The sequence below is a fragment of the Pseudomonas sp. FW305-20 genome (assembly GCF_058788075.1).
This window is the reverse complement of record NZ_JBYTAJ010000045.1, coordinates 1-19011: the sequence shown is the minus strand read 5'-3', so window position 1 is coordinate 19011 and position 19011 is coordinate 1. Positions and strand designations below refer to the sequence as shown.

The window sequence follows — 19011 nt, the reverse complement described above, 5'->3', positions numbered from 1 at the left end:
ACAAATTAGTTTACTTTCAGCTCTCGGAGCCGACCATGCCCAGTACGCCTTACGTGATCACCCAACCTCAAGTTCGCGAGCTGCTGGCGCAGGTCGACGTGCCGCAGATCCTGCGCAAGCTGTTCCGCGACCTGGCCGCCGGCCAAGCCGTACAACCGGCGCAGCAACTGGTGGAGTTTCCCCAGGGCGCTGGCGACTTCATCAACTACCTGGGCGTGCTGGCCGAAGACGGCGTTTACGGGGTCAAGACCTCGCCGTACATCGTGCGTGAACAAGGCCCGCTGGTGACCGCCTGGACGCTGTTGATGTCGATGCAGACCGGCCAGCCGCTGTTGCTCTGCGATGCCGGTGAACTGACCACGGCACGCACCGCCGCAACCACCGCCGTGGCGGTCGACGCCCTCGCCCCGCTGAAGGCGCAGCGCCTGGCGATTATCGGCAGCGGCAAGGTCGCCCAGGCGCACGTGCACTACGTCAAAGGCCTGCGCGACTGGCAGAGCATCAGCCTCTACTCGCCGAGCCTGAGCGACAAAAATCCCGAGGTATTGGCGCAGCTCAAAAGCCTCGATCCGCGCCTGAGCATCCTCGACAGTCTTGAAGCAGCAGTTCAAGACGCCGACGTGATCATGCTCTGCACCTCGTCCGCAGGCCCGGTGATCCACCCGTCGAGCTTGAGCAAACCGGCGCTGATCACTTCCATCAGCACCAACGCACCGCGTGCCCACGAGGTGCCGCCGCAGAGCCTCAATGACATGCAAGTGTTCTGCGACTATCGCCTGACCACCCCGGGCTCGGCCGGCGAGATGCTGATTGCCGGTGAACAATATGGCTGGGACAAAAACGCGATCATCGGCGACTTGCCCGACCTGCTCAGCGAAAAAGTCCAGCGCCCTGGCTACGACCGCCATGTGTTCTTCCGCTCCATTGGCCTGGGCCTGGAAGACATCGCACTGGCCAATGCCATCTACCGCCTACAGCACTAACACCACAAATCGACACATTCGGCATTTACGCCCCATCAGGAGACGTTCATGAGCCAGGCAGATTTCATCATCATCGGCGGCGGGATTGCCGGTGCTTCCACCGGTTTCTGGTTGTCGCAGCACGCCCGGGTGATTGTGCTCGAACGCGAATCCCATCCGGCTTACCACTCCACCGGACGTTCCGCCGCACTGTTCACCGCCGCCTACGGCACCCCGCAGGTTCGAGCGCTGACTCAGGCCAGCCGTGATTTCTTCGACGCGCCGCCGGCCGGTTTCTGCGAGCACCCGCTGCTGACCCCGCGTGGCGAGATGACCGTGGACTTCACCGGTGACCCGGCCGAACTGAATAATCAATACCTGAGCGCCAAAGCCACGGTGCCGCAGATGCAGTTGCTCAGCGCCGACGAGGCCTGCGTACGCCTGCCGATCCTGCGCCGGGAAAAAGTCCATGGTGCGATTTACGACCCGACCGCCAGCGACATCGACACCGATGCCTTGCACCAGGGTTACCTGCGCGGTATCCGACGCAACAAGGGCGAAATTCATACCGACAGCGAAGTCATGAGTCTCACCCGCGACGCCGAAGGTGTGTGGCACGTGCAAACCAACGGTCAGACCTTCAGCGCCCCGATCATCATCAACGCGGCAGGCGCCTGGGCCGACAAAATCGCTGAGCTCGCCGGTGCCAGTCCACTGGGCCTGCAACCCAAGCGCCGTGCCGCGTTCATCTTCGCCGGCCCCGAGGGCGTGGACATCCACTATTGGCCAATGCTGGTCAGCCTCGACGAATCCTTCTACATGAAGCCCGACGCCGGAATGTTCCTCGGCTCGCCCGCCAACGCCGACCCGGTGGAACCGCACGATGTGCAGCCCGAAGAGCTGGACATCGCGTTGGGCATCTACCAGATCGAAGAAGCCACCACCCTGACCATCCGGCGTCCGACCCGCACCTGGGCCGGCTTGCGCAGTTTCGTCAGTGACGGTGATTTGCTGTGCGGTTTCGATCCGCAGGTACCGGGGTTATTCTGGGTAGCAGCACAAGGCGGTTATGGCATCCAGACCTCGCCGGCCATGGGCCAGGCCAGCGCGGCACTGGTCCGCGGTGAAGCCTTGCCCGAACAACTGACTCGTTTCGGTCTGAACACCCAAATGCTCGCCCCCGCTCGACTGGGCTGACGTTCGGACGCAGGTGACGTGCTGACACGATTGCGGCAAACTTCCAGCGCCCTTTTTTGACGGGGCGCCGATGCTGTCCGGAGCTCCACTTTATGAACGCCCAAGAACAAGAACCAGTCGGTAACGACTCTGCATTGAAGAGTTCGCCGCTGGACAATTTCCGCGCGATCGCCGATGCCATCGCCACGTTGTTCTTTCCTCACGCCGAGGTGGTACTGCACGACCTGCGTACCCAAAAGGTCGATTACATCGCCAACAACCTGTCCAAACGGGAAATCGGTGATGACTCGTCGCTAGAGGACATGCTCAGCGAGGAGATCAGCGAACGAAACATCGGGCCGTACGAAAAGCTCAATTGGGATGGTCAGAAGATTCGCAGCCTGAGCAGTGTCCTGCGCGACAGCGAAGGTCGTCCGCTGGCGGTGCTGTGCATAAACCTGAATATTTCGTTGTTCGAGAATGCCAAGGCAGCGCTGGATCTGTTCCTGTCGCCAAGCAAGTTGATTCCGCAGCCCGATTCGCTGTTTCGCGATGACTGGCAGGAGCGGATCAATACGTTCCTGCACGCCTGGCTGCGCGAGCGTCAGCTGAGCCTGAACCTGTTGACCCGTGACCATAAGCGCGAACTGGTGCTGGCACTGCACGCCGAAGGCGCCTTCAAAGGCAAAAGCGCCTCCAACTATGTGGCGAACGTGCTGAACATGGGGCGGGCAACGGTGTACAAACATTTGAAAGAACTGAAGGGCTAATTGTGGCGAGGGAGCTTGCTCCCGCTGGACTGCGCAGCAGTCCCTTCTTTTCAGGTAGAGCGGGGCCGGTTCCCGGCCCAGCGGGAGCAAGCTCCCTCGCCACAGGTTTCTCGCTTTAGTGGTTACTCCAGAACCGACGCCGGCCCGAAGAACTCGTAACGGCTTTGCTTCTCCGGCACACCCAGCGCTTTGAGGTGGCGCTTGACCGCCGCCATGAAGCCTTTAGGACCGAGGAAGTACGCGTCCAGATCGCGCTGCTGCGGCAACCACTCGCCCAGTTGCTCCTGACTCAACAACCCAACCTTGTCCGCCGCCGGGCTCACGCCGTCATCTTCGTCGTAGCAATAAAAGCGTTTGAGTTGCGGATGACGCTCGGCCAAGCCATCGATCCAGTCGCGGAAGGCGTGAACGCTACCGTTACGTGCGCAGTGGATAAAATGCACTGGCCGTTCGGTCGCCAGCGCCGCTTCCAGCATTGCCAGGGTCGGAGTGATGCCGACGCCGCCGCTGATCAGCACCAGCGGTTTGTCGCTGTCGGTCAGCGTGAATTCGCCCGCTGGCGGGAACAGCTGGATGCTGGAGCCTACCTGCAAATGATCGTGCAGGTGGTTGGAGGCGCGGCCACCGGTTTCACGTTTGACGCTGATCCGGTACTGGCCCTTGTTGGTCAAGGCCGACAGCGAGTAGTTACGACGAATTTCTTCGCCATCGAGGATCAGTTTCATGCCGATGTACTGGCCTGGCTCTGCCGCCAGAATCGGGCCTTTGTCGGCCGGTTCAAAGTACAACGAGGTGATTTCCTCGCTTTCGTCGACCTTGGCCACCACGATGAATTCCCGTGCCCCGCGCCAGCCGCCCGGTGCCTGTTCCTTCTGGTCATAGATGCTGGTTTCGGCGCCGATCAGGATGTCGGCCAGTTGACCGTAAGCAGCCCCCCAGGCAGCCATCACTTCAGGTGTGGCAATCTCTTCACCCAGCACTTCAGAAATGGCTCGCAGCAGGCATGAACCGACAATCGGGTAATGTTCCGGAAGGATTTGCAGCGCCACGTGCTTGTTGATGATCTTGGCCACCAGGTCGCCCAACTGGTCGAGCTGGTCGATGTGCCGCGCATACATCAAGACACCGTTGGCCAGGGCACGCGGCTGATCACCGCTGGCCTGATGGGCCTGGTTGAACAACGGGCGAACTTCCGGGTACTCGGACAGCATCATGCGGTAGAAATGCGTGATCAATGCTTCGCCACCGCTTTCCAGCAAGGGCACAGTGGATTTGACGATTGCACGGTCTTGAACGCTAAGCATAAGGCGACTCCTGAACTACTTGGATTGCTAACTGTTTGTCTTGTAGTTATCAGTTTTCGTGCCAGAAATTAAAACCTTATAAATCAATAAGTTAAATTCTTGATAGTCATATCGACACACTCTGACTTATAGTCATACCGACTACACGGAGTCACTATGACTGCAAAAGCCTTGCTCACCACCCTGCTGCCACTGGTCGCTGACCTGTCCCGCGAACTCCCTGAAGGCGAGCGCTATCGACGCTTGCTCGAAGCCATGCGCGCCTTGCTACCGTGCGACGCTGCTGCCCTGCTGCGCCTTGATGGCGAATGGCTGGTGCCACTGGCCGTCGACGGGTTGAGCACCGACACCCTCGGCCGACGCTTCAAAGTCAGCGAACACCCGCGTTTCGAAGCGCTGCTCAGCAGCCACGGCCCGACCCGTTTTGCCGCCGACAGCGACCTGCCCGACCCTTACGACGGATTGGTCGATGGCCTCGATGAACATCTGGAAGTCCACGATTGCATGGGTTGCCCGCTGTTTATCGATGAGCGTCCCTGGGGTTTGCTGACCCTCGACGCCCTCGATCCGGAGCGCTTCGAACCGATCGAACTGGACGCCCTGGAAGCTTTCGCCAGCCTCGCCGCCGCCACCGTCAACGCCGCCGAGCGCATCGAACGCCTGGCCAATCGTGTCGAAGACGAACATCAGCGTGCCGAGGTTTACCGACAGGCCAGCGGCCAGCAGAACCGCGAGATGATTGGCCAGAGCAAGGCGCACAAACGGTTGGTGGAAGAAATCAACCTGGTGGGCGGCAGCGACCTTACCGTGCTGATCACCGGCGAAACCGGAGTCGGCAAGGAACTGGTCGCCCAAGCCATCCACGCCGCATCGCCCCGGGCTGACAAGCCGATCATCAGCCTCAACTGCGCCGCGCTGCCGGACACACTGGTGGAGAGCGAATTGTTCGGCCACGTCCGCGGCGCCTTTACCGGCGCGATGAACGATCGGCGCGGCAAGTTCGAACTGGCCAATGGCGGCACACTGTTTCTCGATGAAGTCGGTGAGCTGTCCCTGACCGTCCAGGCCAAATTGCTGCGCGTCCTGCAAAGCGGTCAGCTGCAGCGATTGGGGTCGGATAAAGAGCATCTGGTCGACGTACGACTGATCGCCGCGACCAACCGCGACCTGGCCGAGGAAGTGCGTAGCGGCCGCTACCGCGCCGACTTCTATCACCGCCTGAGCGTTTATCCGCTGCTGGTGCCAGCGTTGCGTGACCGTGGGCGGGATGTGCTGCTGCTCAGCGGCTACTTCCTGGAGCAAAACCGCTCGCGCATGGGCCTCAACAGCCTGCGCCTGACCAGCGATGCGCAGGCGGCATTGCTGGCCTATACATGGCCGGGCAATGTGCGGGAGCTGGAACACTTGATTGGCCGCAGTGCCTTGAAGGCGTTGGGTAACTGCAAGGAGCGGCCGAAGATTCTGAGTTTGAGCGCGGCGGATCTGGATTTGCCCAATGGCAGCGTTGAGCTTGCAACCGAGCCGGCCCCAGACAGCCCTGCGGCTTTGGTCTCGGGAGACTTGCGGGCGGCGACCGAGGATTATCAGCGTCGACTGATCAACGCCTGCCTGGAACGGCACCATAACAATTGGGCGAGCGCAGCGCGTGAGCTAGGCTTGGATCGGGCAAATCTTGGAAGGATGGCTAAACGCCTGGGTATGAAGTAACCCGATCCCGTGTAGCAGCTGCCGAAGGCTGCGTTCGAGGACGAAGTCCTCGCCAAACCATCCACCGTGTTGTATCTGATGCACCGGGGGGACTGGATTTACGACTGCTTCGCAGCCGGACGCAGCCTTCGGCAGCTGCTACAGGAATCGCACTGACCGGGCTGGCGACGGAATAACCCTAAAGCCTGCCCGTAACAAGTCGATAACCCGGCATCGATAGCTGTTGGCGATCCTCGCGGCTGCCTATCACCTTTTTCCAAAGAAGGTTTTTATGTCTTCAAACAAAGCCCGCGCAGATTCACTTTCGCTTCTGCTGTTTACCTTGCGCAGCGGCAAGCTGATGGCGATCAACCTGCTGAAAGTCAGCGAAATCATTCCCTGCCCGCCGCTGACCAAGCTGCCGGAGGCGCATCCTCATGTCAAAGGCATCGCCACCTTGCGCGGCGCGTCGTTATCAGTGATCGACCTCAGCCGTGCCATCGGCGAACGACCGCTGGAAGATCCGAACGGTGGCTGCCTGATCGTTACCGATGTCAGCCGCTCCAAGCAGGGGTTGCACGTTCAAGCCGTGAGCAAGATCGTCCACTGCCTGACCACCGACATCCGCCCGCCGCCGTTTGGCTCTGGCGGCGTGCGTTCATACATCACTGGCGTGACCTCGGTCGACGGCACGTTGGTACAGGTACTGGACATCGAAAAAGTGATCCATGGCATCGCCCCGGCGCAGATCGAAACGGCGCCGACCGAACTGAGCATGGAAGATGCCGAAGTACTCGGCAACGCGCGGATTCTGGTGGTCGATGACAGTCAGGTGGCGTTGCAACAATCAGTGCACACCCTGCGCAACCTCGGCCTGCAATGCCACACCGCCCGCAGTGCCAAGGAAGCCATCGACTGCCTGCTGGACCTGCAAGGCACGGCCCAGCAAATCAACCTGATCGTCTCGGACATCGAAATGTCGGAGATGGACGGTTACGCATTTACCCGAACCCTGCGCGAAACCCCCGACTTCTCGCACCTCTATGTGCTGCTGCACACCTCTTTGGACAGCGCGATGAACAGCGAAAAGGCCCGTCTTGCCGGCGCGAACGCAGTGCTGACCAAGTTCTCCTCGCCAGAACTGACCAAGTGCCTGATCGAAGCGGCCAAGGCGGTCGCTGAACAAGGTCATTGAGGCCTTGAGCAAGGACTTCTGTTTTCTGATGCGGCGCAACCTCGCTGAAGTTGTGCCCGCAATCGCTTGGCCTGCGGGAATCTTCCTCAGCGAATACCGCCCCGATCTGGCTGAAGCCATTCATCGCCTGATGGAACTGGGCTATCAGGAAGGTGGCGGTCGCGTGCCGTCGCTGAACGTGTGGCAACAGCGTTTTGAAACCGATCCTGAATATGATCCGAGCCTGTGTCTCATCGCCCTGGATGCCGAAGGCATCGTTGGGGTGTGCCAGTGCTGGACCAGCGCCTACATCAAGAACCTGGTCGTCCATCCACGAGCTCAGGGCCAAGGTTTGGGACGCGCGTTGCTGCTACATGCTTTCAACATTTTTCAGCAACGGCGCGAGGGTTTCGTCGACTTGAAGGTGCTGGAAGACAACCTTCGGGCGCAGCGGCTGTATGAAAGTGCCGGGATGCGCGTGGTCCGCCGGGAACCGGTTCCGGCCTGACTGTGGCGAGGGGGCCGACACATTCAACCTGAAACCATCAGGCATACTCCAACCTTGGCCAAAACACCCCAAGGATGCCCGCCCCATGAAAGCCGCAAGCCTGACCTTCCTCTGCCTCACCGCTCTCGCCTTTCAGGCTCACGCATCCAGCCCCGACGCCTGGGCCGCCTACGACAAAACCGTACTCGCCAGTTGCACCAAGGCCAGCGGCTTGAAAAATGCCAAACCCGTGGGCAATGCCGCGCAGTTCGATGACCGGGTTGGCTACACCGCACTGCTGTTGCAAGGCCAATACCCGCAAAAACACATGAAAGGCCAGCAAGGCACCGAACTGTGTCTCTATAACAAGAAAAGCAAAACCGCCTACGTCACCGAATGGGACTCCATCCGCCCAACCGCCAAGGCGCAGTGACTGGCGCATAACTTGCTTCGATAGCGGCCTTTGCGGCGACATTCTGTCGCCGTTTTCATGTTCTTCAATGCAACTGGCCGTTCAATGAATACGACGTTTTCCTGCGTAGGCTGTGGCAAATGCTGCAACGACCATCACGTGCCCCTGACCCTGCCCGAAGCGCGGATGTGGGCGGCCGATGGCGGTCAAGTGATCGTGCTGGTGGAAGGTTTCCTGGGCAATGGCCTGGGCTTGCCAGAGCAGCAGCGTGAACATGCCGAACGCCGCTCAGTGAAGGTTCGAAGCGGCGTTTCCGAGGCGTACATAGCCATCACTTTTGCCGCTTACAACGTCGGTCCTTGCCGGAATCTTGACGAAGACAACCTCTGCCGCATCTATGAACGCCGGCCGCTGGTGTGCCGCATCTACCCGATGGAAATCAATCCGCATATTCCCCTGAACACTGCGGCGAAAGAATGTCCGCCCGAGTCGTGGGAAAAGGGACCGAAACTGATTGTGGGAAGTGAATTGGTCGATCAGGAACTGGCTGGATTAATCCAGCGCTCCCGTCAGGCCGATCGCGATGACATTCGGACCAAGGAAGCGATTTGCGCGTTGCTGGGGATTCGGACTACAGCGTTGAAGGGTGATGGGTTTACCGCTTACCTGCCGGACATGACGGCGTTCGCGAGGGGCATCGATCAGGTTGCGGCGCAGCCATTGGTCGGGTCAGGCGCTGACTGGTTGTTTCATGTATCGGGCGAAGACATCGCCGGGCAAGTGCAGGCGACGGGTGCGCAAGTGGCAACAGATACGCCAGCGAACTATGCGTTTATTTCGTTGCGGGTGGCCTGAGGCGCCAGTCTCGGAATCACTGCGCAATACCGTTGCGCAGTGATTCGTCGCCAAGAAGATTAGCTGGCCGTCACTGCCAGACATTCCACTTCTACCCGCGCGTTCTCGACCAACTTGCCGGCAAACGTCGTACGTGCGGGCAAACGATCTGCCGCAAAGAAACTGCGATACACAGCATTCATGGCGGAAAAGTCCCTTATGTCGGCAAGGATGACCGTGCATTTGGCCACTTGAGCCAGGGACGAACCGTTGCGTTGCAGCGCGGTTCGCAAGTTCTCCATGACCTGGGTCGTCTGCGGGCCGATGCCGCCCTTCACCAATTCGCCATCAGCCCCGAGGCCGAGCAGCCCGGAAAGGTAAAGGGTCTCGCCGACCTGCACCGCATCGGAAAATGCCAGACCTTCCTCATTCGCAAAGTAGCGTGGTGAGTCTGGCACTGCGGGCGGCAAATAACGCTGGGTAATTGCCTGATACTGGCCATTTTGCTTAAGACGCTCCAACGCCGCATTCAAGTTATCGCGCAGCAGAGTGTCGGTTTTTCGCACGGCCACGGCCACGCCACTGCCCAGCATCGGGTCCCTGACAGGGGCTCCGGCAAACTGGAAAGCCTGCCCTTGGGGCAGGCTTAATAACGCGTGGGTAATTTCAACGGAGTCTTGCAGGGTGGCATCGATATCACCCGCGAGCAGGCTGTCGACCAATTGGTTGTTGAAATTGAAACTGCGCACCGTCACCCCGGCCGCTGCCCAGCGAGCCTTGGCGAAAGCCTCGCGGCTTGTGCCCGCAAGCACGCCGATACGCTTGCCCTTGAGTGATTGCGCATCCGGCTGCAGATTCGAGCCCACGCGAGCCACCAGACGGTTACTCAAGGGATACAGGTTTTCGGTGAAATCAACCTGCTCACGACGCGCAGGGGTGGCGGTCATCGGCATGATCACGTCGAAACGGTTGGCTTCAAGGGCATGAAGGTTGGTCGCGTAATCCTGATCAACCCAGACACAGCGGGATTTGAGTTCGGCACACAGCGCGTTGCCCAACTCGATATTCAATCCGACCAGCTCACCCTTGTCGTTACGGCTCTCGAACGGCGGAACCAGCGCTTCGACACCGAAACGGATTTGTGGATCGGGCACAGTCGACATGCAGCCAGTGGTCAGGGCCACCAGCGACAGGAAAGAGAGGGTTTTTACCAGAGACATTTTTGGTGGCCTGCATCGAAAATTCACGGGCATGAATCTTCGACGAGAGGCCACCGACTTTCCCAGAGGACGAATCGCTCATCCTTGTGGGAACTATCTCAATGACAGACAGAACAATTACCGCGCAACAAAATGCCTGACCGTCAGCGCTTGCCCATCGAGCGACGAGTGCCAGGAGGCGCTGCGCCCGGGGTCTTGGTATGGCCGTTCTTGGCGCCGTTCTTGTACCAGGGCTGGCTGGCATTCTTCGCGGCGGCCAGGTCGCCCGGCTTGAACGGGAACTTGAACGCCGGGATCGCGGCTTTGGTTTCGCTGTCTGCGCTGGAGTCGACGCTGTCTGGCAGGTCTGCCTGGTCGTCGCTCAAAGCGTCGGCAACCGGCGGTTGTGTCGGGGAAGTCATGAAAGCTCCGGGTGATGCAATAGAGTCGGGCCCGATCAGCGAGCCGCGAAAGGCGGCAGTATACCTGTCTCGGGAGTTGCAAGCTTCAAGCAGCAAGCGAGTCCGTCGGGTTTTGCGTTGACTGACCTGACGCCTTCGTCGGAACCCCGCCCGGACCCAATTGAACAGTATCCATCTGCGCGACATTGGTCGGCTGTCAGGCCGCCATCGCGAGCAGGCTCACTCCCACAAGGGATCGGTGTTCGCCTTTCGCTCCTCACCACTCATCAGGCCGAGCGTTAGCTCGCCTGCAGCTCTTGATCTTGATCCACCCGCCCCTTCGGAAGGCTGAGTGTAGGTGTTCATCAGGAAGGATCGGCATCGCCCCGCAGAGGTCAAAACTGACAGCGCCGTCAGTTAGCATTTACCTCCCTGACCGGAGAACAGGTTTATAAAGGAAGATACAAACCTGAAAAAAACCGACCCACAGCCCCGGCGCCCCACTCGCATGCGAATTCAGAAAAACCCCGCCTTGCTCACAGCCCTTCTGATCGTCCTGGCAGCGCTGGGCCTGTGGTACGCCAACAAACCCGCGGCCACCAAACTGACCGCACCCTCTGCGATCCCCGTCCGGGTAGTGAACGTCATCGAAAAAGACGTCCCACGCTACGTCAGCGGCATCGGCTCGGTGCTGTCCCTGCATAGCGTTGTGGTGCGTCCGCAAATCGACGGCATCCTCACCAGAATCCTGGTCAAGGAAGGCCAACGGGTGAACAAAGGCGACCTGCTCGCCACCATCGACGACCGCTCGATCCGCGCCAGCCTCGAGCAGGCCCGAGCGCAACTTGGCGAAAGCCTGGCGCAACTGCAAGTGGCTCAGGTCAACCTCAAGCGCTACAAACTGTTGAGCGTGGACGACGGGGTTTCCAAGCAGACCTACGACCAGCAACAAGCCCTGGTCAACCAACTCAAAGCCACCGCCCAAGGCAACCAGGCCTCGATCGACGCCGCTCAAGTGCAGCTTTCCTACACACAGATTCGCTCCCCGGTAACAGGTCGCGTCGGTATTCGCACGGTGGATGAAGGCAACTTCCTGCGCATGACCGACGCTCAAGGCCTGTTCACGGTGACCCAGATCGACCCGATCGCCGTGGAGTTTTCCCTGCCGCAACACATGTTGCCGACCCTGCAAGGCCTGATCAACGATCCACAGCACACGCCGGTCAAGGCTTACATCGGTGCCGACACCGATGGGGAAACCGGCAACCTGCTGGGCGAAGGTCGCCTGACCCTGATCGACAACCAGATCAACGCCAACACCGGGACCATCCGCGCCAAAGCCGAATTCGCCAACCCCGCACAGAAACTCTGGCCGGGCCTGCTGGTAACGGTAAAGATTCAGACAGCACTGGATAAAAATGCGCTGGTAGTGCCGCCCACCGTCGTACAACGTGGCCTCGATCAACATTTCGTCTACCGGGTCAAGGGTGACAAGGTCGAAGCCGTTCAGGTGCAGATCATTCATCAAGGCAGCGGCCAGGACCTCATCAAAGGCGTGAATCCGGGCGACGTACTGGTCAGCGACGGCCAGTCGCGGCTCAAACCGGGTTCGACCGTGCAGGTCGTGACCGATCCACCGCAAGTGGTGCAATCGGAGCCAAAACCATGAAGGGCCATGGTTCGATCTCCGCGTGGTGCATCGATCATCCGGTGGCGACGGTCCTGCTGACCTTTGCCTTGGTGCTGCTCGGTGTCATCGCCTTCCCGCGACTGCCGATTGCACCACTGCCGGAAGCGGAATTCCCGACCATCCAGGTGGCCGCGCAATTACCCGGCGCCAACCCCGAAACCATGGCCTCGTCGGTGGCCACGCCGCTTGAAGTGCAATTCAGCGCCATCCCCGGCGTGACCCAGATGACCTCGAGCAGCGCCCTGGGCTCGACCATCCTGACCCTGCAATTCACCCTCGACAAAAGCATCGACACCGCCGCGCAGGAAGTCCAGGCCGCGATCAACACCGCCGCCGGCAAACTGCCCAAGGACATGCCGAACCTGCCGAACTGGAGGAAGGTCAACCCGGCCGATAGCCCGGTGCTGATCCTCAGCATCCACTCGCCGCAAATGCCCGGCACCGAAGTCAGTGACCTGGTGGAAACCCTGCTCGCCCGTCAGATCAGCCAGATCGACGGTGTAGGCAATATCAACATCACCGGTCAGCAACGTCCGGCGATCCGGGTGCAGGCGTCAGCAGACAAACTCGCTGCCATCGGCCTGACCCTGGCGGACATTCGCCTGGCAATCCAGCAGACCAGCCTCAATCTGGCCAAAGGGGCGTTGTACGGCGAGTCGAGCATTTCGACCTTGTCCACCAACGACCAGTTGTTCCATCCCGAGGAATACGGTCAGCTGATTGTTTCCTACAAGGACGGCGCACCGGTTCATCTCAAGGATGTGGCCAAAGTCGTCAACGGTTCGGAAGACGCCTACATCCAGGCGTGGGCTGATGGTAAGCCGGGGGTGAACCTGGTGATTTTCCGGCAACCGGGAGCCAACATCGTCGCGACCGTCGACCGAATTCAAGCAGCCCTGCCGGCGCTGGAGGCCATGCTGCCGGCCTCGGTGCAGGTCAACGTGCTGGTCGACCGCACCCAGACCATCCGCGCGTCGTTGCATGAAGTGGAAATCACCCTGCTGATCGCGATCCTGCTGGTGGTGGCGGTGATGGCGCTGTTCCTGCGGCAGTTGTCGGCAACCCTGATCGTGGCGTCGGTGCTCGGTGTGTCGCTGATCGCCAGTTTTGCCCTGATGTACATCATGGGTTTCAGCCTGAATAACCTGACGCTGGTGGCGATCGTGGTGTCCGTCGGGTTTGTGGTGGACGATGCGATTGTGGTGGTGGAAAACATTCACCGTCACCTGGAAGCCGGCGACGGCAGGCGCGAGGCGGCGATCAAGGGTGCCGGCGAGATCGGCTTTACCGTGGTCTCGATCAGTTTCTCGCTGGTGGCGGCGTTCATTCCGCTGTTGTTCATGAGCGGCGTGGTCGGGCGACTGTTCAAGGAGTTCGCCCTGACCGCTACCTCGACCATCATGATTTCGGTGGTGGTGTCCCTGACGCTGGCACCGACGTTGGCCGCGCTATTCATGCGTGCGCCGCAACACCGCCAATCGGGCTTCGGCGAGCGGTTACTGGCGCTGTATGAAAAAGGCCTGCGCCGGGCCCTCGCCCATCAGAAGCTGATGATCGGTGTGTTCGGCCTGTCCCTCGGCTTGGCGGTCGCCGGGTACATTTTCATTCCGAAGGGTTTCTTCCCCGTGCAGGACACTGGTTTCGTCCTCGGTACTACCGAAGCGGCCGCGGACATTTCCTACGGCGACATGGTGAAAAAACACCTGGCGATGGCAGAAATCGTCGCCGCCGATCCCGCCGTCGAGACGTTCTCACACTCGGTCGGCGTTGCGGGCAGCAACCAGACCATCGCTAACGGCCGCTTCTGGATTTCGCTGAAAAAGCGCGGCGATCGAGACGTGTCCGCCAGCCAATTCATCGACCGGATTCGCCCGCAACTGATGAAAGTCCCGGGCATCGTGCTGTACCTGCGCGCCGGGCAAGACATCAACCTCAGTTCCGGTCCGAGTCGCGCGCAGTACCAATACGTGCTTAAGAGCAACGACGGGGCACTCCTGAGCACCTGGACCCAGCGCCTGACGGAAAAGCTGCGCGCCAACCCGGCGTTCCGCGACATTTCCAACGACCTGCAACTGGGCGGCAGCATCACCCACATCAGCATTGACCGCAGCGCCGCAGCGCGTTTCGGCCTGACCGCCAGCGATGTCGACGAAGCGTTGTACGATGCCTTCGGTCAACGGCAGATCAACGAGTTCCAGACCCAGACCAACCAGTACAACGTGATTCTGGAACTCGACACCAAGCAGCGCGGCAAGGCCGAAAGCCTCAACTATTTCTACCTGCGCTCGCCCCTGAGCGGGGAAATGGTGCCGCTGTCGGCCCTGGCGAAATTCGAAGCGCCGACCATCGGCCCGTTATCTATCGCTCATGACGGGATGTTCCCGGCGGCCAACCTGTCGTTCAACCTGGCGCCCGGCGTCGCGTTGGGCGATGCGGTGATCATGCTCGACCAGGCCAAGACCGACATCGGCATGCCGGTGGCCATCAGTGGCAATTTCCAGGGCGCGGCCCAGGCGTTCCAGAGTTCGCTGGCCAGTCAGCCTTGGCTGATTCTGGCGGCGCTGGTCGCGGTGTACATCATTCTGGGCGTTCTGTATGAAAGCTTCGTGCACCCGCTGACGATCATTTCGACGCTGCCCTCGGCGGGGCTTGGGGCGGTTGTCATGCTGTGGATCTGCGGGCAGGACTTTTCGATCATGGCGTTGATCGGGCTGGTGCTGCTGATCGGCATCGTCAAGAAGAACGGCATTCTGATGATCGACTTCGCGCTGGACGCCCAACGTAACCGTGGCTTGCCTCCCGAAGAGGCGATCTATGAGGCGTGTATGACGCGGTTCCGACCGATCATCATGACCACCCTCGCCGCCCTGCTCGGCGCCCTGCCCCTGATGCTCGGCTATGGCACCGGCGCCGAACTGCGCCAGCCGCTGGGTATCGCGGTGGTCGGCGGTTTGCTGGTGAGCCAGGCGCTGACGCTGTTCACCACGCCGGTCATATACTTGTGGCTCGAGCGGCTATTCCATCGGCACCCTCTCCCACCAGCATCAGCACCTCAACCGGCGCTGGCGACCACAGACTGAGGCGGGTCATGCGCGTTCTGATTATCGAAGACGTCAAGGCCATTGCGCTGATGCACGGCGGGGATGTGTTTGTGCGCAGTGATCACGGCATGAATACCTTCGGTATCCATCTCCCGGTCTGACCCCGCCAAATGATCGTTCCCACGCTCCGCGTGGGAATGCAGCCAGGGACGCTCCGCGTCCCATTCCAAGCCGAACGCGGAGCGTCCGTTGAGGCATTCCCACGCAGAGCGTGGGAACGATCGGTGGTCAACTGTTGCCTTAAGCGCAACAGTCCTTTCATGAATCCGCTCTTTTTCCCCTCGCAAAACCCCCTTATCTTTGCCGCACCAAACAGCACTTGCCAAGCAAGAAGGTTTTAAAGATGTCCAACACTATGGGTATTGCCAGCGCTTTCGTTTTGTCCTCTTTGTTTCTGTCTCCGTTCGCCATCGCTGAAGAGTCGCAGACGTTCGTCGCGCAAAACTCCGCACGCGCGGCTGCATTCGAACAGACTCACAACGAAATGACGGCCAAGGCTCAGGAAGCTGCGCAAACCCCTCAAGCGTCGAGCACTCAGGCCCGACCACCGATTGAGAAAGAAAGCTGATTGTTCAATATCGCTCTGTTTCCCTCGACACTTTTCATCGGCTCTTTCCTTTGAAAAGTTGTCTTCAAGCCGCTGCTATCAGCGGCTTTTTTTCGTTGTGGTTTTAATCAGTTTTAGTTCGTCTCCCCTAACAAGAAACATCCTGAGTCTCAAGACAATGAGGCTCTAAGTTGACCCAAGGAGCTTTACCGCTAGTGCGTTTCCCTCTCAGATTCAGCCCGTTGTTCATTGCAATCGCTGCAACGGTGACGCCTGCTGCTCACGCCGCAGACGACTCAAACGCCGAAGGTTTCGTTGAAGGATCGAGCCTCAACCTCAACGCCCGTAACTACTACATGAACCGCAACCGCCTGCAGCAGACGGACGACAACATTGAATGGGGCCAGGGTTTCCTTGGCCTCTTCGAATCAGGCTACACCCAAGGCGCCATCGGTTTCGGCGTTGACGCCCACGCGATGCTCGGGCTCAAGCTCGACGGCGGTGGCGGTACCGATGGCTCGAGCATCCTGCCGGTCAGCGATGGCAACGGCAAAGCGCCGGGCTCGTTCTCGACGGCGGGTGGCACGCTGAAAATGCGTGCCTACGATACCGAACTGAAGGCCGGTGACTTGTTTCTCGCCAACCCGGTGATCGCCGGCGGCGAAACCCGCATGCTGCCCCAGACCTTTCGCGGCGTCAGCCTGACCAACCACCGTTTTGACGGCTGGATGATTGAAGGTGGCCAGGCGAGTTTCACCAAGCCTTACAACCAGAGTGGGCACACCCGAATCGGCACGTCCTACGGCAGCCTGGCCGACGGTGACGAAAGTAAGCACCTGAATTGGGCCGGCGTGGCCTGGAGCGGCCTGCCGGGGTTGACCAGCAGCGTCTATGCTTCCGAACTCAAGGACATCTGGAACCAGTATTACTACGACCTGGATTACACCTACGCCTTGAACGATCGGGTCAGCCTCAACCCCGGCCTGCATGCCTATCACACGCAAGACACCGGCGATGCGCTGCTGGGCCACATCGACAACAATACCTACAGCCTGCATTTCACCGTGGGGGTCGGCGATCACAGCGTTACCGCGGCCTATCAGCGGGTCAACGGCAATACGCCGTTCGACTACATCAGCCAGGGCGACAGCGTCTACCTCGACAACTCCCAGCAGTATTCGGACTTCAACGGCCCGAACGAACGCTCTTGGAAACTCAAGTACGCCTACGACTTTGTCGGGCTCGGCCTCCCCGGCCTGACCTCGGCGATCTCTTACTCCCGAGGTGAACTGGACCTGACCAAGGTCGATCCGGACAGTCCCGGTTATGCCTCGTGGTACAGCGCTGACGGCAAACACGCCAGGCACTGGGAACGTGACATCGACCTCAACTACGTGGTTCAGGGTGGCAAGGCCAAAAGCCTGGCGCTGCGCCTGCAATGGGCGACCAACCGTGGAGGCAACGGCTATGGCGCGCTGGATCAGGACACCGATGAATACCGGGTGATCGTCGACTACCCGCTCAATGTCTTCTAAGCTTCAATAAGCAAAAGGCCAGCATGTTTTGCTGGCCTTTTTTTTACTCGGGATTTATACAGGCGCACCGAACGCAAATGGTTTCCGGGATTCTGCCTGAGTCTTGCAAAACACTTTAATAACGCCTCATTAGCAGAAGTAGAACCATGAGTGTGAGCAGTGCGACATCTCACCACCCGGTCCGGTCGACGCGATCGGAGCGGCTCCTGGTTCTCGGCAGTTTGCTGTTGGTGATTGCGATATTGAGCATCGTCGCGTTCCTGCTCATTCGCGAACGCGCCAATGCTGAACAGTCGGCCACTCGCGCAGCAACCAACATTGTGCAACTGATCGACGCCGACGTGCTGCGCAATGTCGAACTCTATGACGTGTCCTTGCTCGGCTTGATCGCTGCCTCCCAGCGTGAAGACCTCAAGAACGTTTCCCCTGCCATTCGCCATTTGGCCTTGTTTGACCGTGCCACTGCCGCGCCGCACAAGGGTGACATTCTGTTGCTGGACAACAAGGGTGACGTGATCGCCGACTCGGCCTCGGTAGAACCCAGAAAGGGCAATTTTGCTGACCGCGAATACTTTCAGTCGCACGTGAACAATCGCGACACGAACATGCTCATCAGCCGTCCCTTCCGTTCCAGCCAACCTGAACATGAATGGCGAATCAGCTTCAGTCGCCGAATCAGCGGCTCACAAGGCGAATTTCTTGGCGTGGCCGAAGCTGCCATGCGCTTGAGTTATTTCGATCAACTGTTCAACAGCTTGAGCATCGGTCGTGACAGCTCGGTCAACCTGATCAGCTCGGACGGGATTCTTCTGGCCCAGGAGCCCCGCTTGGCCGAGGAGCTGATTGGCAAGGACTTCAGCAGCCGCCCCAACTTCCAGCGCATCGTCAAAGAAGGCAACGGCAGCTTCACCGGTGTTTCAAGCCGCTATAAGGACAAACGCCTGTACACGTTCTCCAAGGTGGGCAACTTGCCGTTGATCGTCATCGTTGCACTGTCCAGTGATGAAGTGTTTGCCTCGTGGAAGCGTACGGCGGTGGTGGTTAGCGTTGCGACGATGGCGCTGTGCATCGGCTTGCTCTGGCTGACCTGGCTGCTCAGCCGCGAACTGCGCCTGCGCCACCACGCCGAACAGGAACTGGCGCAACTGGCGGCTACCGATCCCTTGACCGGCCTGGCCAACCGCCGAACGCTGGATCAGGTGCTGCGGCATGAGTGGTTCCGCGCTCAACGTTCCGGCCAGCCTTTGTCGCTGCTGATGATTGATGCCGACCATTTCAAGGCGTTCAACGATCGTCATGGGCATCAGGCTGGCGATGATGCGTTGCGCTCGGTGGCCAAGGTGATCGCCGACAATGTGAGACGACCCGCTGACCTGGTCGCCCGTTATGGCGGTGAGGAGTTTTCGGTGATTCTCGCGGAAACCGATAGCCAGGGTGCGCAACAGATTGCCGAACACATCCGCGCGACCGTAGAGCAGTTGCCGCGGGTGGCAGGTGCCGAGTCGCCGATTACTGTCAGTATCGGTATCAGCACCTGGACCACCTCCACCGACATCAGCCTCGAACAGCTATTGTTTGCAGCGGACAAGGCGCTGTATCAGGCCAAGGAAAGTGGGCGTAATCGGGTAGTCGCAGGATGATCGTTCCCACGCTCCGCGTGGGAATGCAGCCCGGGACGCTCCGCGTCCCTTTCGAGAGCTGGAACGCGGAGCGTCCCTTGAGGCATTCCCACG

16 protein-coding genes are annotated in these 19011 nt (G+C 59.8%); 13 read left to right on the top strand and 3 right to left on the bottom strand.

From position 1 onward, the window contains the following. Positions 1-35: 35 nt before the first annotated feature. The 3 genes from AC3WP4_RS26175 to AC3WP4_RS26165 all read left to right on the top strand — a co-directional run bounded on the left by AC3WP4_RS26175 (position 36) and on the right by AC3WP4_RS26165 (position 2908). Complete coding sequence (locus AC3WP4_RS26175) at positions 36-983, top strand: ornithine cyclodeaminase family protein (protein ID WP_102616474.1); 948 nt, start codon at positions 36-38, stop codon at positions 981-983. Positions 984-1031: 48 nt separating this feature from the next. Next, the gene (locus tag AC3WP4_RS26170) at positions 1032-2159 is read left to right on the top strand and encodes an NAD(P)/FAD-dependent oxidoreductase (protein ID WP_102616475.1); all 1128 of its coding nucleotides are present in this window, start codon (positions 1032-1034) and stop codon (positions 2157-2159) included. Positions 2160-2251: 92 nt separating this feature from the next. Further along, on the top strand, positions 2252-2908 hold the full coding sequence (locus tag AC3WP4_RS26165; RefSeq protein ID WP_076029848.1) for a helix-turn-helix transcriptional regulator: 657 nt from the start codon (positions 2252-2254) through the stop codon (positions 2906-2908). A 122-nt stretch (positions 2909-3030) separates the two neighbouring features. Here the strand turns inward: AC3WP4_RS26165 and hmpA are convergent, their stop codons facing one another. Then, the gene (gene hmpA / locus AC3WP4_RS26160) at positions 3031-4212 is read right to left on the bottom strand and encodes an NO-inducible flavohemoprotein (protein ID WP_102616476.1); all 1182 of its coding nucleotides are present in this window, start codon (positions 4210-4212) and stop codon (positions 3031-3033) included. Positions 4213-4368: 156 nt separating this feature from the next. Between hmpA and norR the strand changes: the two genes are divergently transcribed. The 5 genes from norR (at position 4369) to AC3WP4_RS26135 (ending at position 8826) form a co-directional block, all read left to right on the top strand. After that, on the top strand, positions 4369-5919 hold the full coding sequence (norR, locus tag AC3WP4_RS26155; protein WP_102616477.1) for a nitric oxide reductase transcriptional regulator NorR: 1551 nt from the start codon (positions 4369-4371) through the stop codon (positions 5917-5919). Positions 5920-6190: 271 nt separating this feature from the next. Continuing rightward, on the top strand, positions 6191-7093 hold the full coding sequence (locus tag AC3WP4_RS26150) for a chemotaxis protein CheV (protein WP_074880028.1): 903 nt from the start codon (positions 6191-6193) through the stop codon (positions 7091-7093). 28 nt (positions 7094-7121) lie between these two features. Beyond that, entirely contained in the window at positions 7122-7580 is a 459-nt protein-coding gene (locus AC3WP4_RS26145) for a GNAT family N-acetyltransferase (RefSeq protein WP_102616478.1), read from the top strand. Between the two features lie 85 nt (positions 7581-7665). Beyond that, the gene (locus AC3WP4_RS26140; RefSeq protein ID WP_102616479.1) at positions 7666-7992 is read left to right on the top strand and encodes a hypothetical protein; all 327 of its coding nucleotides are present in this window, start codon (positions 7666-7668) and stop codon (positions 7990-7992) included. 84 nt (positions 7993-8076) lie between these two features. Beyond that, complete coding sequence (locus tag AC3WP4_RS26135) at positions 8077-8826, top strand: YkgJ family cysteine cluster protein (RefSeq protein WP_074880038.1); 750 nt, start codon at positions 8077-8079, stop codon at positions 8824-8826. Between the two features lie 59 nt (positions 8827-8885). Here the strand turns inward: AC3WP4_RS26135 and AC3WP4_RS26130 are convergent, their stop codons facing one another. Further along, positions 8886-10025, bottom strand: a complete 1140-nt coding sequence (locus tag AC3WP4_RS26130; protein WP_102616480.1) for a transporter substrate-binding domain-containing protein — start codon at positions 10023-10025, stop codon at positions 8886-8888. A gap of 143 nt (positions 10026-10168) precedes the next feature. Next, positions 10169-10426, bottom strand: a complete 258-nt coding sequence (locus tag AC3WP4_RS26125; RefSeq protein ID WP_007943495.1) for a hypothetical protein — start codon at positions 10424-10426, stop codon at positions 10169-10171. Positions 10427-10913: 487 nt separating this feature from the next. Here AC3WP4_RS26125 and AC3WP4_RS26120 point away from each other — a divergent pair, with 487 nt between their 5' ends. The 5 genes from AC3WP4_RS26120 (at position 10914) to AC3WP4_RS26100 (ending at position 18918) form a co-directional block, all read left to right on the top strand. Continuing rightward, positions 10914-12074 (top strand): efflux RND transporter periplasmic adaptor subunit, encoded by a 1161-nt coding sequence (locus tag AC3WP4_RS26120; protein ID WP_102616481.1) that lies wholly within the window; start codon positions 10914-10916, stop codon positions 12072-12074. Next, positions 12071-15175 (top strand): multidrug efflux RND transporter permease subunit, encoded by a 3105-nt coding sequence (locus AC3WP4_RS26115; RefSeq protein ID WP_102616482.1) that lies wholly within the window; start codon positions 12071-12073, stop codon positions 15173-15175. Before AC3WP4_RS26120 ends, AC3WP4_RS26115 begins: the two co-directional genes overlap by 4 nt. A 364-nt stretch (positions 15176-15539) precedes the next feature. Next, positions 15540-15764 (top strand): hypothetical protein, encoded by a 225-nt coding sequence (locus tag AC3WP4_RS26110; RefSeq protein WP_074880051.1) that lies wholly within the window; start codon positions 15540-15542, stop codon positions 15762-15764. Positions 15765-15958: 194 nt separating this feature from the next. Beyond that, the gene (locus tag AC3WP4_RS26105) at positions 15959-17278 is read left to right on the top strand and encodes an OprD family porin (protein WP_102616483.1); all 1320 of its coding nucleotides are present in this window, start codon (positions 15959-15961) and stop codon (positions 17276-17278) included. Positions 17279-17424: 146 nt separating this feature from the next. Further along, positions 17425-18918, top strand: coding sequence for a sensor domain-containing diguanylate cyclase (locus tag AC3WP4_RS26100; protein WP_102616484.1), 1494 nt, complete (start codon positions 17425-17427; stop codon positions 18916-18918). Positions 18919-19011 lie beyond the last annotated feature (93 nt).